Below are 14,396 nucleotides of genomic sequence, written 5' to 3'. Positions count from 1 at the left end.
TTCAACAACAAAAGACTGCTTGAGCCCATCGGCAACATCCCGCCTGTAGAAGCCGAGAAAAACTATTACGCCATGCTGGACGAAACCGATATGGCAGCGTAACTTAAACAAAATTGCCTCCGGCAATCCCGGGGCGGTTCATATCGTCCCATAGCTCTATCAAACGCGGACGGCTGAACCAAGGAAAAAGCTGGGCAAGGGGAACCGGGCCCCGGCGAATAAAAGACCAGAGCCAATGCACCATTATTATAATGAACACGACAATGCCAATTTTTTCGTGAAACTCATAAAGGAGATCACCTGGCTTTGTCGGACGCGGATGATACATCCATTGGCTGAGGAGGAGTTGCGCCACAATACCAACCGCAAAGACAAAATGCAGAAAGCGGGTAAAACGATCGTAAAACAAAAGATATCTCCAGACAGTTAGCTACCACCGAAAAACTATAGAAACATTAAGTTCGGGTGGCAAATGACTAACCGACAGTTCTTCCATACAAATTTGTAAGATTCTGTCCAACAAAATACGCATCCGAGTAGCGTTGTCGATCCTTTTTGCTATGATATCTAATCGAGAGCTCCAGGGAGATCAACCAATGCAGGACACCATTATATCAAGCGTTGACGGGCTTTATAATATCTACAAGGAGCCGACAGAGCTTGTTCAGAAGAAACAGCTGGACCGGCTGGATGTACATTGTCGCAACTTCATTGCGCTCTCCCCGTTCCTTGTGCTGGGGACTTATGGCGACGACGGGACCGCTGATGCCTCACCGCGGGGCGATGCCGCCGGCTTTGTTAAGGTGGTTGATGACCATACCCTGCTGCTCCCCGATCGACCCGGAAACAACCGCCTTGATACCATGATCAACATAATCCACAATCCGGCCGTCGGTTTATTATTTATGGTCCCCGGGATCAACGAGACTCTCCGCGTGAACGGCGACGCCGTGATTACCACGGACCCGGAGCTGCTCGCTGAACATGCCATAAACGAAAAGCTCCCGACCTCAATCCTCAAGATCTCGGTCAAGGCCGCCTACCTGCATTGTGCCAAAGCGCTGATCCGATCCCGCCTCTGGGCACCGGAAACACAGGTTGAACGCTCTAGTTTCCCATCGCTCGGCAAGATCATCGCAGACCAGATCGGCAACCTTGATGCGGATGAGGCCGACCGGAGACTGGCGGAGTCTTATAAAAACAGACTCTATTAAGAGAAAATCCGGATCACCCCAAGGCCGCCATAATCCTGGGAAAGACGCTACGTTCAACGATGTTGGTGATTACCCCATGTACAGCACATCAAGTTCGGATCAACAGGTGTGCTGCTCGTCGTCTCGCAGGCCGTGAGCAGAAAAAGAGAAACCACAATAACCAGAAAGCGCATCGCTTTCTCCCAAAGTGAAGTATGTGTCCGTGAGATGACGCTTCCGAATTGAATTTCAAGGACACGGCTTAAAAAAAGCCGCGAGAACTTCTCGCGGCTTTGAATTATAGTGTCGATCGATTTTTACAGCGCCTTAACAATATCCTCGATCATCTTCTTGGCATCTGCCAACAGCATCATGGTATTGTCTTTGTAGAACAGATCATTATCGATACCAGCGTAGCCGGAAGACATTGAGCGTTTTACAAACAGGACCGTTCGCGCCTTGTCGACATCAAGGATCGGCATGCCGAAAATCGGGCTCGACGGATCGTCGCGGGCGGCAGGGTTGGTCACGTCATTCGCCCCGACCACAAGCGCCACGTCGGCACCGGCAAAATCAGAATTAATTTCTTCCAGTTCGAACACCTCGTCGTACGGCACGTTGGCCTCGGCCAGCAACACATTCATATGGCCCGGCATCCGACCGGCAACCGGGTGAATGGCATAGACAACCTCCACCCCCTCTGCCTTCAAAACATCGACCATGTCCCGCAATGCGTGCTGGGCTTGCGCGACCGCAAGGCCGTAGCCCGGCACAACAATAACCTTACCCGCGTTCTTCATGATGAACGCAGCGTCGTCGGCAGAGCCAGCCTTGTAGGGGCGATCACCCTTGTCAGGGCCAGCGACGGCGGCATCGCCGCCAAAACCACCGAGGATGACGCTGAAGAAGGACCGGTTCATGGCTTTGCACATTATATAGGACAGAATGGCACCGGAGGAACCGACCAGGGCCCCAACGATGATCAGTGCCGTATTCTCAAGCGTGAAGCCGATACCGGCCGCCGCCCAGCCAGAATAGGAATTAAGCATCGACACCACGACCGGCATATCGGCGCCGCCGATGGGAATAATGATCAGGAATCCGATAAGGAAGGCGAGCACCGTCATGGCCCAGAAGATACGCGGATCCTGATCCACACAGAACCAGATAATCAGCCCGACAATACCAAGCCCGATCACCAGGTTAACCAGATGCTGTCCGGCGAAGGTAACAGGATTACCCGAGACCAGCCCCTGCAATTTAGTAAACGCAATAATGGAGCCAGAGAAGGTAATTGCGCCGATAACGATCCCAATCGCCATTTCAATGCGGCTTGCAACTTTGATCTCATCGCCGATACCCAGAATGCCGTAAGCATCCGGGTTATAGAAGGCCGCGGCAGCGACCAGGACGGCGGCAAGACCGACGAGACTGTGAAAGGCCGCCACAAGCTGTGGCATGGCCGTCATGGCAATCCGCCGCGCGATCAGGGCACCGATACCGCCGCCAATCACGATCCCGCCGATAATCCAGCCATAGGAAACGACGTCGGGACTGAGGATCGTGACGATGATGGCAATGGCCATCCCCGCCATGCCCATGAAATTTCCACGCCGTGAGCTTGCCGGTGATGACAGGCCGCGAAGTGCAAGGATAAACAGAATGGCGGAGACCAGATAGGCGAGCGCCGTAAAATTTGCTGACACGGACGGTCCCCCTATTTAAGTTTTTTCTTGTACATGGACAACATGCGATGCGTAACAAGGAACCCGCCGAAGATGTTGACCGAGGCGAGAATAATCGCCACAAATCCGAATACCTTGGCAAGTGTCATGTCGATCGGGCCCGCCGCGATCAGGGCCCCGACAATAATGACGGAGGAGATAGCATTGGTCACCGCCATCAGCGGCGTATGCAGGGCGGGCGTCACGCTCCAGACCACATAGTAGCCGACAAAGATAGCGAGCACAAAAACAGCCAGTCGAAAAACGGTTGGATCAACCATATCCATTATCAGTTCCCTCCCTCAATCAATTGCGGATGAACGATCTTGCCATCCCGGGTGAGCGCACTCCCCTGTATAATCTCGTCATCCCAATTCACGGCCAGCGCACCGGTCTCCTTGTCGATTTGCGGTGTCAGGAAATTGAACAAGTTTTTAGCAAACAGGGACGAGGCATCGCTGGCAAGACGGCTTGGCACATTGCGATGGCCAATGATGGTAACACCGTTCGCTGTTTTCACGACCTCACCAGGTTTCGACTGGGTTACATTGCCCCCTGCCTCTACCGCGAGATCGACAATGACCGCGCCCGGCTTCATCACCGCCAGCATCTCGTCGGTGACGAGTATCGGGGCTTCCCGGCCGGGAATAAGCGCGGTCGTAATAACGATATCCTGCTTCTTGATATGCTCGAAGACAAGTGCTGCCTGACGCTTTTTGTAGTCGTCACTCATTTCCTTGGCATAGCCGCCGGCATCTTCACCGGCTTCATCGGTTTCAACCATGATAAATTTAGCGCCGAGACTTTCAACCTGTTCTTTGGTCGCGGCGCGGACATCTGTCGCCGTCACGATCGCGCCAAGACGGCGGGTCGTCGCGATGGCCTGAAGTCCGGCAACGCCAACGCCCATGATAAAGGCCTTGGCCGGTGCAAGGGTGCCGGCGGCGGTCATCATCATCGGCATGGCGCGGCCATATTCCGACGCGGCATCAAGAGCGGCCTTGTAGCCTGATAGATTAGACTGCGACGACAGGACGTCCATGGACTGGGCCCGGCTGATCCGCGGCACCAGTTCCATGGCAACTGCATTGACCCCGGCGGCGGCATAGGCCGCAACCTGCTCCCGGTTTTGCAGTGGCGCCAGCTGAGCGATCAACGTTGCGCCGGATTTCATCAGGGCAAGTTCATCCGGCCCGCCTTCGGCATCCGTCAGCGGCCGCTGAATTTTGAGAATGACATCTGCGTCTTTCAGGGCGGCTGCTTCATCGGCGGCGATGCTCGCGCCCGCATCCTGATAATCCTGATCCTGAAAGGAACTCAGAGTACCTGCGCCGGTCTCGATAATGACCTCGGCACCCAATCCCACAAATTTCTTTACCGTGTCTGGGGACGCGGCCACGCGTTTTTCGTTTTCGCGGCGTTCCCTGGGGATAGCGATTTTCATAATCGGCCCTCTATGATGTGTTGTTGTGGGTAAAGCTGGCGCCCTGCAACGCGCTTTCGACAAAACCGGAACGATATCCGGTTCTATCCTTTAATAGGCCACAAGTATCGCCAAAAAAATCAATATGGCAGCAGCCGCCAACGTTCCAAACGTAAACAGCCTGGTAAAAACTGCAAAGGATTGCTTATGCGCTTCGATATCCATGTTGCCGTGTTCGCTCATGACTAGGTCCCCTACTTCTTGTATATCATCAAAGGTGCGGTTGCACCGCAATATACCGAAATCTGTTTTCGGGGCAACAGAATGTCGCCTGACACCCCAAAAAACTGCTTATTCTACGTAATCTGACCCTTAGATGGCCTCAAGTTCATCAATGAACCCCTCGATCACGCTGAGCCCCTTTGACCAGAACGCTGGATCAGAGGCATCAAGATTGAACGGGGCCAGCAATTCCTTGTGACGCAGGGTTCCACCTGCTTTCAGCATATTGAAATATTTCTCCTGAAACCCCGTTGCGGCGTCCTGATAGACCGCATAGAGCGCATTGACAAGGCAATCGCCGAAGGCATAGGCATAGACGTAAAAGGGTGAATGGATGAAATGCGGGATGTAGCACCAGAAATACTGGTACTCATCATGCAGACGAATTGCCGGACCGAGGCTTTCGGTCTGCACATCCATCCAGATCTTGCCAATCTGGTCCGGCGAAAGTTCCTCGATTTTTCGGGCCTCATGTACGCGTTTTTCAAATTCATAAAAAGCGATCTGGCGAACGACAGTATTGAGCATATCCTCAACCTTGCCCGCGAGCATGATCCGCCGCTTCGACGGATCGGTTTCCTTTTCAAGCAAGGCGCGGAACGTCAGCTGTTCGCCGAAAACACTCGCCGTTTCCGCGAGGGTCAGGGGCGTATCGGCAAGCAGCCCGCCCTGCGGCGCCGCCAGAACCTGATGCACACCGTGACCAAGTTCATGGGCGAGCGTCATGACATCGCGGACATTCCCCTGATAATTCAGCAGCAGATAGGGATGAGCGCTTGGCACTGTTGGATGGGCGAATGCCCCCGGTGACTTGCCGGGCCGCATGGCCGCATCGATCCAGGGCTTGTCAAAGAATGTCTTGCCAAGTGCGGAAAGCTCCGGCGAGAACCGTCCATAGGCGTCGAGCACCGTGTCGCGGGCCTCGTTCCACGGAATAATCCGGTCATCCTGATCGGGGAGCGGCGCGTTGCGATCCCAGTAATCAAGCTTGTCCAGCCCCATCCATTTCGCCTTGAACTTATAATAGCGATGGGACAGCCGCGGATAGGCCGCCTGCACGGCATCGGACAAAGCATCAACCACTTCCGGCTCCACCTGATTGGATAGATGCCGCATATCCGCAGGGTTTTTGGCGCCACGCCAGTCATCCTCGATCGCCTTGTCCTTTGCCAGGGTATTGGTGATCAGGGAAAACAGGCGAACATTCTGCCCGAAAACCTTACCGAGGCTTTTCGCGGCTTTCTTGCGAAGCTCACCGTTAGAATTAGAGAGCAAATGTAAGACCTGTTGCGACGCCATTTCCTCGCCATCAACCTCGAACCGCAATCCGGCAACGGTTTCATCAAACAAACGGACCCAGGCGCTGCGCCCGGAAATATCCATTTCATGCAGGAGTTTTTCAATATCATCAGAAAGCTGGTACGGCTGCAAGGCCCGCACATTGCGGATCCAGGGTTCGTATTTCTTGAGGCTGGAAGCCTGATACATTTCCGCAAGGCGCGGCTCGTCCAGCTTGTTAAGCTCCAGCGTCAGGAACAACAGATCCGTCGAAATCGCACTGATCTTTTCCTGCATGGTCTGGAAAAATTTGCCGATTTCAGGATCCGACATATTCCCGGCATAGACAAGATAGGCGTAGGACATAATCCGGCCCTCGATTTCGCCGATATCCTCGTAGGCGGAAATCGCCAGATACAGCCCTTGCCCGTCCAGTTCCGCGAGCTTCCCCTTGTAGGATTTTGCGAATGACTTCGCATTCTGCGCCGCCGTCTCCAGATCCTCGGATAGCTCGGGCGAGGTTCGCGACGGATATAAATCCGTCAGATCCCATTCGGGTAGATTGGCAAGGGCGATTTCATTCATAGATAACAAACTCCGTAGGTGAACAGCGTTACGCGTTACTTAGTCAGTAATTATCAACTAACAAGAAAATTGGCATGGGCCGCTGCGACCGGCTTGTCCCGATTTCCCTGCCAGGCCTCAATCCGCATATTCGCAATGCGTCGGCCGGGTTTTGTGATGATCGCCTCGGCGTAGGTTTCAACCGGCTTGGCAGAGCGCAGATACTCGATCGTGATATTGATGATTTTCGGCAATCGTGTCACTTCCTGCGTCTTCAGCAGATGAACAAGCGCGGTGCTTTCCATGAAGGCACCGACCACGCCACCATGGAGCGCAGGAAGCGTTGGATTGCCGATGAATTTCTTATCCGCCGGCAAGACGCAGATCATCTGCTCGCCGCGCATTTCCAGCTTTAAGCCAAGAAAGGTAAAATAGGGAATAATGCCGAATATATGGTTCCAGTCCGCCGTTGCCTTGGCCTGCTCAATCGTGGCAACGAATTCCTCTGCCGTCAGTATCTGTGTCATTTCGTCTCCTTACTGGCCGCGGAGAAGCGATTGATCGACGGGGTCGGGCTGGATTGCAGCATGAAGGTACCAACGCTATTGGCAACCGGATCCTCCCTCTCTGTATGATAGGCAATGGTGCGGACGAAAGCGATACTCCGGGTGAGCCGGTAGCAATTGGCAAAAGCAAACAACTCCTCGCCCGGCGTTGCGGGTTTCAGGTAGTCGATGCGCAAATCGAGCGTTGCAATGGGCATATATTTCTCCAGCTTAGCATAGATGCACATACCTGCTGTTGTATCGATCAACGTAGTGATAATGCCACCGTGGAGCACACCATCAACCGGATTTCCCGCAAAGCGTTCCTGATAGGGCAAGCTAAAAACCGCACCGTCCACATTCATTTCATGCACCCGGACGCCAATTTCCGCGCAATGCGGGACGCCGTTGTCAATCATCGCCTGTATCTGTTTAATATCGAATACTATCGACATTTATACCTCAGTCCTGTTTTATGTCATTACGGCCCTGATACTGCAGGAACCAGTCCACGAATTTCGGCAGACCCTCCCGGAGCGGTGTTGTCGGTTCATATCCCATATCCCGACGCATCGGGTCAATATCGGCGAAGGTTTCTTTTACGTCCCCCGCCTGCATCGGCTGCAAATCCCGGATCGCGGGCTGCCCCAGGGCCTGTTCAAGGATATCGACAAAATCGAGCAGGGACTCTGCCCGATTATTGCCGATATTGTAGATGCGGTATGGTGCCGTCTCTGCCTTTGCGACCGGCGGATTGGCAAGCACGGCAATGATACCACTGACAATGTCATCAATATAGGTAAAATCCCGCTTCATGTCCCCATGGTTAAAAATTGGGATGGCCTCGCCCTTCCGGATTTTTTCCGAAAAGGTCCAATAGGCCATGTCCGGCCTGCCCCAGGGGCCATAAACCGTGAAAAACCGAAGCCCGGTGAGCGGGATGCCATAAAGATGTGCATAGGAATGGGCCATCAGCTCATTGGCCTTCTTGGTTGCCGCATAAAGTGAGACCGGGTGATCGACAGCCTGATCAACTGAATAGGGCAACGTCTTGTTGCCCCCATATACCGAACTGGAACTGGCAAAGACAAGATGCTCCAGTCCCGGCAAGTTCCGGCAATATTCAAGAATGGCAAGAAACCCCGTAATATTTGCATCTGTATAGTCGAAAGGATGGGTAAGGCTATGGCGCACCCCGGCCTGGGCAGCCAAATGCACAACCTTCGTTATCCCCGGAATTTTACCCAGTTTTGAAAAAAACTCCTCGCAGTTCGCCAAGTCGAGTTTTATGAAGGTGAAATCATCTGATTTTCCCAGCCTTTCCAGTCGCGCCTGTTTTAGCCCGACATCGTAATAATCATTCAGATTATCAATTCCGACAACTTTTTCCCCTTTGGCTAATAAACCCTCTGACACATGCATACCAATAAAACCCGCCGCACCCGTAACCAAAACCGTCATTTTAACCCCTTCAAAGGCCTTCCCCGGCCTTCCTAATTATCATTTATGTCAGTATTATTGACCTTTATTGCATTAGCTGTTATAACCATTATATATAACACATAAGATAACTAATCGTTACGGGAGCAGCTCAATGCAATTGGCAAACGTATCTCTGAATGACAAATATGAATTAAAGGAAGGGCGCGTCTTCCTGACAGGCATTCAGGCGCTCGTCCGCTTGCCCCTTATGCAGAAAGAGCGCGACCGGGCGGCTGGCCTCAATACCGCTGGATTTATTTCAGGATATCGGGGGTCACCGCTTGGCGGGTACGACCAGTCCTTATGGAAAGCCGCCAAACTCCTGAAACAAAATGATATTCATTTTGAACCGGGCGTGAATGAAGACCTTGCTGCCACCGCCGTCTGGGGCAGCCAGCAACTCAACATGTTCAAGGGCGCGAAATATGACGGCGTCTTCGGGCTCTGGTATGGCAAGGGTCCGGGCGTTGACAGGAGTGGTGACGTCTTTCGCCATGCCAACATGGCCGGGACCTCAAAATATGGTGGCGTTCTGGCGCTTGCGGGGGATGACCATGGAATTGTCTCCTCCTCCGTCGCGCATCAGAGTGAACACGGGTTTATCGGCTGGATGATGCCGGTCCTGCATCCGGCGAATGTGCAGGAAATCCTCGACTATGGATTGCTCGGGATCGAGATGTCGCGTTTCTCCGGTCTTTGGGTGGGCTTTAAATGTATTTCGGAAACCGTCGAGGGCGGCGCCTCCGTCTATGTCTCGCCGGAGCGCGGCCAGTTCATTCACCCCAATATCGAGATTCCCGATGATGGCCTCAATATTCGTGGCAACGATAACCGCTTCGATCAGGAAATCCGTCTCAACCAGCACAAGATCTACGCCGCCCGCGCCTTTGCCCGCGCCAATCATATCGACCGCGTGGTCATGGATAGCCCGAAGCGGCGTTTCGGCATCGTCACCGTCGGTAAATCCTATTTCGATGTCCGCCAGGCATTGCGGGACCTCGGGATTGATGATGACCTTGCCGCCGAAATCGGCCTTACCGTGTATAAGGTCGGCATGCCGTGGCCGCTGGAACCGGACGGGATCCGCCAGTTTGCCGAAGGCCTTGAGGAAGTTCTGGTGGTCGAAGAAAAGCGCGCCCTGATCGAAAACCAGATGAAGGAGCAGCTGTATAACTGGGACACGACGGTTCGCCCCCGCATTCTTGGGAAGTTTGACGAGGAGAAAAATCTTATTCTGCCGTCAACGGGGGAAATGACCCCGGCCCTCGTCGCCCGGGTGATCGCCGCCCGTATTCGTCGTTTCTACACCTCGGAATCGATCGAGAAGCGCCTCGCCTTCCTTGACAAGAAGGAACGACAGCTCAACGCTGCCCCCGCAAAACTGGTCCGCACGCCATTTTATTGCTCCGGCTGTCCGCATAACACCTCGACTGTCGTGCCGGAGGGAAGTCGGGCCGTTGCCGGCATTGGCTGTCATTTCATGGTCACCTGGATGGACCGTAATACCGATACCTTCACCCAGATGGGCGGCGAAGGGGTTCCGTGGGTTGGCCAGCAGCATTTCACCGACGAAAAACATATTTTCGCTAATCTTGGCGATGGGACCTACCATCACTCCGGTCTTCTTGCCATTCGTCAGGCCGTCGCCGCCAAGGCAACTATGACCTATAAAATTCTCTATAATGATGCGGTTGCCATGACCGGTGGCCAGCCACTTGATGAGCAACTCACCCCCTGGCAAATTGCCCAACAGCTTGAGGGCGAAGGGATTACCACCATTCGCGTCGTCACGGACGAACCCGACAAATACCCGGGCGATATCCGCTGGCCCAAGGGGACGACCATTCATCATCGGGACGACCTCGATAAAATCCAGAAACAGCTTCGCGAGACCAAAGGCGTCACCATCCTGATCTATGATCAGACCTGTGCCGCCGAAAAGCGCCGCCGCCGCAAGCGGGGAACATTCCCCGACCCGGCGAAACGGGTGATTATCAACGATCTTGTCTGTGAAGGCTGTGGCGATTGCTCAGTGAAATCTAACTGCCTGTCGGTCGAGCCGATCGAGACGGAATTTGGCCGCAAGCGGACGATCAACCAGTCAACCTGTAACAAGGATTATTCCTGCGTCAATGGCTTCTGTCCAAGCTTTGTCACGGTTGAAGGCGGTTATCTTCGTAAAGCCGCGCCTCACGCCGCGGAAAACCCCGCAGAGGGAATTCCGCTCCCCGCAATCACTGACCTGCAACATCCTTACCGCATCCTGATCACCGGCATTGGCGGGACCGGCGTCGTCACCATCGGTGCCCTACTCGCCATGGCCGCGCATCTGGAAGGCAAAGGCATTTCAGTGCTCGATCAGGCCGGGCTGGCCCAGAAGGGCGGCGCCGTCAGCAGTCATATCCATATCGCACCAAAACCCGAAGATATTAACGCCGTTCGTATCCCTGCGGGCCGTGCCGATCTGTTGATCGGGTGCGACCTTGTCGTGTCCGGATCCTACGACAGTCTCGCAAAATTTGATGTCGGTGTCGCTCACGCCGTCATAAATTCACATCCTTCCCCCACCATGGATTTTACTCTCAATCCGGACGCCCCCTTCCCGGTCAAGGACACACTGGATCATATCCGGGAGGCGGTTGGGGCGGATGCCTGTTCGCTGATCAACGCCAGTGAAATTGCGACTGCCCTGCTTGGTGATTCCATTGCAACCAACCTGTTTATGCTCGGATTTTCTTTCCAGAAAGGTCTGATCCCACTCACGGAAGACGCGCTGCTGAAGGCGATCGAATTGAACGGTGTCGCCATCGATGCCAATAAAAAGGCCTTCGCCTGGGGCCGCGTCATGGCACAGGATCCCGACCGGGTTCTGGCGGAAGTTGAGGAACTGAAGGGACCGGTCACTATTCAGGAACCGGCCACTGACCTCGATGAAATCATCAGCCGACGGGCGGACTTCCTGACCGGATATCAGAACGCCCGCTACGCGAAACGCTATAGCGATCTTATCGCTGCTGTCCGCGTCCGCGAAAGCGATGTCAATCCGGGTGTGACGACACTCTCAGAGGCCATTGCCCGCAGCTATTTCAAGGTTCTTGCCTACAAGGACGAATATGAAGTGGCCAGGCTCTATACGGACCCGAAATTCATGCGCAAGGTCGAGACGATGATGGACGGAGACTATCATCTCAAATTCCATCTCGCCCCGCCGTTGTTCTCGAAAAAGGATCCGGATACCGGCGAGCTTAAAAAGAAGGAATATGGGCAGTATATGCTGAAGTCTTTCGGATTTTTAAGCAAATTCAAGTCCTTACGCGGCACGCCCCTCGATATCTTCGGCTATCAGGCGGAACGGAAACATGAACGCAAGCTGATCACGGATTTTGAACAGACGGTTTCTGAATTGCTGGCGGGACTGAAGCGGGATAATCACCTTCTCGCGGTCGAAATTTCCGCCTTGCCTATGCAAATACGCGGTTATGGTCATATCAAGGAGAAAGCTCTCACAATATATGAGGGCGAACGTACCCATCTTCTTGAGCAATTCCACAACCCCGAGCCCCATAAGCAAGCGGCGGAATAGGCTTAGAAATTATGTAACATATACTCTTTTCTTTTTATAGGAATTATGTTACATATTATCTCCTACTTAACTTTAACTGAAGGAGATAACAATGATGCCGGTTATTCGTATTAATGATCCAGCCCTTAGAAGTTTGAAAAACATCGCGAAATGGCACGATATAGATACACCTGCTCAGACTATAGATCGCCTAATTCGTAACGAAATGGAGCGACTCGGCTTTGAGAGCGAAGGTGCTGAAGAGAGAATTAGTGGGAATAAGTCAAACAATGACGTGTTGATATTTGAAAAAACCCCGAGTTTGACGTTCACTCGTATTCGGTCCGCAAAAGTAAATAATATTATAGTAGAAAAGCCGTATTGGGCGACAGTTTTGATCGAAACAATCAGAAACATGAAGCATAAGGGCTATGCCGGACTTGACCTCATTAATAAACTTCAAATCCCAGCCAAATTTGGCGAGTACGAGCAAGAAGGTTATAAATTTTATCCTAGTCTAGGAATTTCTATTCAAGGACAATCCGCTTCCGCCGCATGGCAAGAAATTTCAAAAATTGCAGAGAAATATGACATTCCGGTCGAAGTAGAGTTTCAATGGTATGATGATATCAAAGCATACTATCCTGGTCGTATTGGCAAAATTGCTGCTGGATACTGATGCTTCATTGGTTTCTATGTAACTTGGACAATGTGGGAGAGCAAGACATATAGCAACACAACACTCAATTGGTCCCGTCTGTTGAAGCAGATTGGGCCTGTTGTTGTGTGACTTTTCAGCAATAATATTTCGTAGATATATGGAGGAAGTGTCATGCTGGAACTCAGACCCAACTGCGAAACCTGTGATACCGATTTACCCAATGGGAAAGCCGATGCCTATATCTGCACGTTCGAATGTACTTTTTGCGCTGATTGCATGGAAAATACCCACAAGGGCGTCTGTCCCAACTGCGGCGGCAATTTTACGTTGCGCCCGGTGCGCCCTGCAGCACTGATGGATAAATACCCGCAAAGCACCAAACGTGTGTTGAAGCAGAAATGATACGCGACGAGACATCACTTGGGGAAAGCGACCCAACTCGGCCGGGAGGGCTTGGCAGGCTTGGATGCGGGCGACCGGATGTCCCGCTCCCGATGTTCCCGGAACAACGGCTCAAGCCCGGAGCCAAGAGTACACAGCAAGTGCGCCGCCTCCATATTAAGGGCAATTTTATCGTCCGTTCCTTCCGCCGCCTCCTGATGACGACGCGCCGCCATTTTCAGCAAATGCGTGGCGTTCTCCGGAGTAAACAGGCCACTGATGACACATTGCTGCACAATGAGCTCGCACAGGGTGAGAGCCGCAAACCCCGCAGCATCCGTTGAAAATTTCTTCATGTCCTCAAATTCGGCAATGAACCAACCATCAGGTTATTGACATCTGCTTTCTACACTTAATTATTGCAGATCCGAATACAAGAACTATCGCCGGGACAAAATATCCTGCCCTTGCCTACCCGACAATCGTGCCCAAACGCCGGGTGTAGGGGTTCCTGCCAGAGGGTAACAGGGGCGCTCCCTTTGCAGGGAGTTTCCCTGTACAAGCAATAGGTTAAAAGGCAGCGGCTTCCTTTTCGTCTTCTTCCGGGGCCATTTCCTCAATCATCCCGAGGGCCTGTTTATAGAGGTCGATCATATATTCCTGTTCCTGGTAATCGGCCTTGTCCATCTTGCGCAGGCGCATAACCGCGCGCATGGCCTTCACATCGAACCCTGTTCCCTTGGCTTCAGCAAAGATTTCCTTGATATCATCGGCGAGGCCTTTTTTCTCCTCCTCCAGACGTTCAATTCTTTCAATATAGGACCGCAAATGATCCGCTGCGACACCACCAACCTCAGCCATAGTTCATCTCTCTCTTGAATTCGTCATGCAAATCAGCCGGAATGATCTCCGGGAGGGTTTTCTAGCATTTTTGTCGCGCGCACGTATACGACTTTACGTAATTTTTTTAAGCCTACCCAATGATCTGAAATCCTGTCTAGGATTTGGGGTTGTTTTCGGCAAAAGCCGCCTTTTGTTCTGGCGTTGCTTCGCGCTGGTATTTGCCTTTCCATTCATCGAAGGGCATTCCATAGACAATTTCACGCGCCTGGGCCTTATCCATCGCAATCCCTTTTCCCGTGGCCGCCTCCTTGTACCAGTCGGACAGGCAGTTACGACAAAAACCGCCAAGGATCATGAGATCGATATTCTGCACATCGGTCCGGGTCCGCAAATGATCGCGCAATCGGCGATAGGTTGCCGCCTCCAGTTCGAGTGTTTCCTGATCCGTCATCGTCGCC

Annotated in this window: 15 protein-coding genes and 1 pseudogene; 4 read left to right on the top strand and 12 right to left on the bottom strand. The window is 52.8% G+C overall.

The annotated features are described in order from the left end of the window. Positions 1 to 103: 103 nt before the first annotated feature. A complete protein-coding gene (locus ACESNI_RS05195; protein ID WP_373085428.1) occupies positions 104 to 409 on the bottom strand; it encodes a cytochrome b/b6 domain-containing protein in 306 nt (101 codons plus the stop codon). A 187-nt stretch (positions 410 to 596) separates the two neighbouring features. Between ACESNI_RS05195 and ACESNI_RS05190 the strand changes: the two genes are divergently transcribed. After that, positions 597 to 1,214 (top strand): pyridoxamine 5'-phosphate oxidase family protein, encoded by a 618-nt coding sequence (locus ACESNI_RS05190; protein ID WP_373085427.1) that lies wholly within the window; start codon positions 597 to 599, stop codon positions 1,212 to 1,214. 296 nt (positions 1,215 to 1,510) lie between these two features. Here ACESNI_RS05190 and ACESNI_RS05185 read toward each other — a convergent pair whose 3' ends face one another. The 8 genes and pseudogenes from ACESNI_RS05185 to ACESNI_RS05150 form a co-directional block, all read right to left on the bottom strand. Continuing rightward, positions 1,511 to 2,899: an NAD(P)(+) transhydrogenase (Re/Si-specific) subunit beta gene (locus ACESNI_RS05185; RefSeq protein ID WP_373085425.1), complete on the bottom strand. Its 1,389-nt coding sequence runs from the start codon at positions 2,897 to 2,899 to the stop codon at positions 1,511 to 1,513. 11 nt (positions 2,900 to 2,910) lie between these two features. Continuing rightward, positions 2,911 to 3,195 (bottom strand): annotated as a pseudogene (locus ACESNI_RS05180) (NAD(P) transhydrogenase subunit alpha); the annotation flags it as partial. Positions 3,196 to 3,206: 11 nt separating this feature from the next. Continuing rightward, positions 3,207 to 4,361 carry a Re/Si-specific NAD(P)(+) transhydrogenase subunit alpha gene (locus tag ACESNI_RS05175; protein WP_373085424.1) on the bottom strand — a complete coding sequence of 385 codons (1,155 nt, stop codon included), beginning with the start codon at positions 4,359 to 4,361 and terminating at the stop codon, positions 3,207 to 3,209. A gap of 90 nt (positions 4,362 to 4,451) precedes the next feature. After that, on the bottom strand, positions 4,452 to 4,583 hold the full coding sequence (locus ACESNI_RS05170; protein ID WP_373085423.1) for an aa3-type cytochrome c oxidase subunit IV: 132 nt from the start codon (positions 4,581 to 4,583) through the stop codon (positions 4,452 to 4,454). Positions 4,584 to 4,712: 129 nt separating this feature from the next. Beyond that, positions 4,713 to 6,485, bottom strand: coding sequence for a M3 family oligoendopeptidase (locus tag ACESNI_RS05165; RefSeq protein WP_373085422.1), 1,773 nt, complete (start codon positions 6,483 to 6,485; stop codon positions 4,713 to 4,715). A gap of 53 nt (positions 6,486 to 6,538) precedes the next feature. Then, positions 6,539 to 6,991, bottom strand: a complete 453-nt coding sequence (locus ACESNI_RS05160) for a PaaI family thioesterase (protein ID WP_373085421.1) — start codon at positions 6,989 to 6,991, stop codon at positions 6,539 to 6,541. Beyond that, entirely contained in the window at positions 6,988 to 7,464 is a 477-nt protein-coding gene (locus ACESNI_RS05155; protein WP_373085420.1) for a PaaI family thioesterase, read from the bottom strand. Before ACESNI_RS05155 ends, ACESNI_RS05160 begins: the two co-directional genes overlap by 4 nt. 7 nt (positions 7,465 to 7,471) lie before the next feature. Further along, positions 7,472 to 8,470: an NAD-dependent epimerase/dehydratase family protein gene (locus ACESNI_RS05150; RefSeq protein WP_373085419.1), complete on the bottom strand. Its 999-nt coding sequence runs from the start codon at positions 8,468 to 8,470 to the stop codon at positions 7,472 to 7,474. A gap of 133 nt (positions 8,471 to 8,603) precedes the next feature. Between ACESNI_RS05150 and ACESNI_RS05145 the strand changes: the two genes are divergently transcribed. The 3 genes from ACESNI_RS05145 to ACESNI_RS05135 all read left to right on the top strand — a co-directional run bounded on the left by ACESNI_RS05145 (position 8,604) and on the right by ACESNI_RS05135 (position 13,116). Further along, positions 8,604 to 12,074, top strand: coding sequence for an indolepyruvate ferredoxin oxidoreductase family protein (locus tag ACESNI_RS05145; protein WP_373085418.1), 3,471 nt, complete (start codon positions 8,604 to 8,606; stop codon positions 12,072 to 12,074). A gap of 91 nt (positions 12,075 to 12,165) precedes the next feature. After that, positions 12,166 to 12,732, top strand: a complete 567-nt coding sequence (locus tag ACESNI_RS05140) for a T4SS efffector SepA family protein (protein WP_373085417.1) — start codon at positions 12,166 to 12,168, stop codon at positions 12,730 to 12,732. 153 nt (positions 12,733 to 12,885) lie between these two features. After that, on the top strand, positions 12,886 to 13,116 hold the full coding sequence (locus ACESNI_RS05135; RefSeq protein ID WP_373085416.1) for a DUF1272 domain-containing protein: 231 nt from the start codon (positions 12,886 to 12,888) through the stop codon (positions 13,114 to 13,116). Between the two features lie 14 nt (positions 13,117 to 13,130). Here ACESNI_RS05135 and ACESNI_RS05130 read toward each other — a convergent pair whose 3' ends face one another. From ACESNI_RS05130 to ACESNI_RS05120, 3 genes are all read right to left on the bottom strand, one after another. After that, positions 13,131 to 13,451 carry a hypothetical protein gene (locus ACESNI_RS05130; RefSeq protein ID WP_373085415.1) on the bottom strand — a complete coding sequence of 107 codons (321 nt, stop codon included), beginning with the start codon at positions 13,449 to 13,451 and terminating at the stop codon, positions 13,131 to 13,133. Between the two features lie 214 nt (positions 13,452 to 13,665). Further along, complete coding sequence (locus ACESNI_RS05125) at positions 13,666 to 13,956, bottom strand: DUF2312 domain-containing protein (RefSeq protein WP_373085414.1); 291 nt, start codon at positions 13,954 to 13,956, stop codon at positions 13,666 to 13,668. A 136-nt stretch (positions 13,957 to 14,092) separates the two neighbouring features. Beyond that, complete coding sequence (locus ACESNI_RS05120) at positions 14,093 to 14,389, bottom strand: DUF1244 domain-containing protein (protein WP_373085413.1); 297 nt, start codon at positions 14,387 to 14,389, stop codon at positions 14,093 to 14,095. Positions 14,390 to 14,396: the final 7 nt, after the last annotated feature.

Source organism: Sneathiella sp. (assembly GCF_041689005.1).
Lineage (GTDB): Bacteria > Pseudomonadota > Alphaproteobacteria > Sneathiellales > Sneathiellaceae > Sneathiella.
Note: the sequence above shows the minus strand (reverse complement) of the source record. Positions and strands in the feature narration are given on the sequence as shown.

Excerpts from the sequence above, each read along its gene's own strand:
- ACESNI_RS05190 (WP_373085427.1), top strand. The coding sequence starts at position 597 with ATGCAGGACACCATTATATCAAGCGTTGACGGGCTTTATAATATCTAC.
- ACESNI_RS05155 (WP_373085420.1), bottom strand. The coding sequence starts at position 7,464 with ATGTCGATAGTATTCGATATTAAACAGATACAGGCGATGATTGACAAC.
- ACESNI_RS05120 (WP_373085413.1), bottom strand. The coding sequence starts at position 14,389 with ATGACGGATCAGGAAACACTCGAACTGGAGGCGGCAACCTATCGCCGA.
- ACESNI_RS05135 (WP_373085416.1), top strand. The coding sequence starts at position 12,886 with ATGCTGGAACTCAGACCCAACTGCGAAACCTGTGATACCGATTTACCC.
- ACESNI_RS05175 (WP_373085424.1), bottom strand. The coding sequence starts at position 4,361 with ATGAAAATCGCTATCCCCAGGGAACGCCGCGAAAACGAAAAACGCGTG.
- ACESNI_RS05170 (WP_373085423.1), bottom strand. The coding sequence starts at position 4,583 with ATGAGCGAACACGGCAACATGGATATCGAAGCGCATAAGCAATCCTTT.
- ACESNI_RS05165 (WP_373085422.1), bottom strand. The coding sequence starts at position 6,485 with ATGAATGAAATCGCCCTTGCCAATCTACCCGAATGGGATCTGACGGAT.
- ACESNI_RS05140 (WP_373085417.1), top strand. The coding sequence starts at position 12,166 with ATGATGCCGGTTATTCGTATTAATGATCCAGCCCTTAGAAGTTTGAAA.
- ACESNI_RS05150 (WP_373085419.1), bottom strand. The coding sequence starts at position 8,470 with ATGACGGTTTTGGTTACGGGTGCGGCGGGTTTTATTGGTATGCATGTG.
- ACESNI_RS05145 (WP_373085418.1), top strand. The coding sequence starts at position 8,604 with ATGCAATTGGCAAACGTATCTCTGAATGACAAATATGAATTAAAGGAA.
- ACESNI_RS05160 (WP_373085421.1), bottom strand. The coding sequence starts at position 6,991 with ATGACACAGATACTGACGGCAGAGGAATTCGTTGCCACGATTGAGCAG.
- ACESNI_RS05125 (WP_373085414.1), bottom strand. The coding sequence starts at position 13,956 with ATGGCTGAGGTTGGTGGTGTCGCAGCGGATCATTTGCGGTCCTATATT.
- ACESNI_RS05130 (WP_373085415.1), bottom strand. The coding sequence starts at position 13,451 with ATGAAGAAATTTTCAACGGATGCTGCGGGGTTTGCGGCTCTCACCCTG.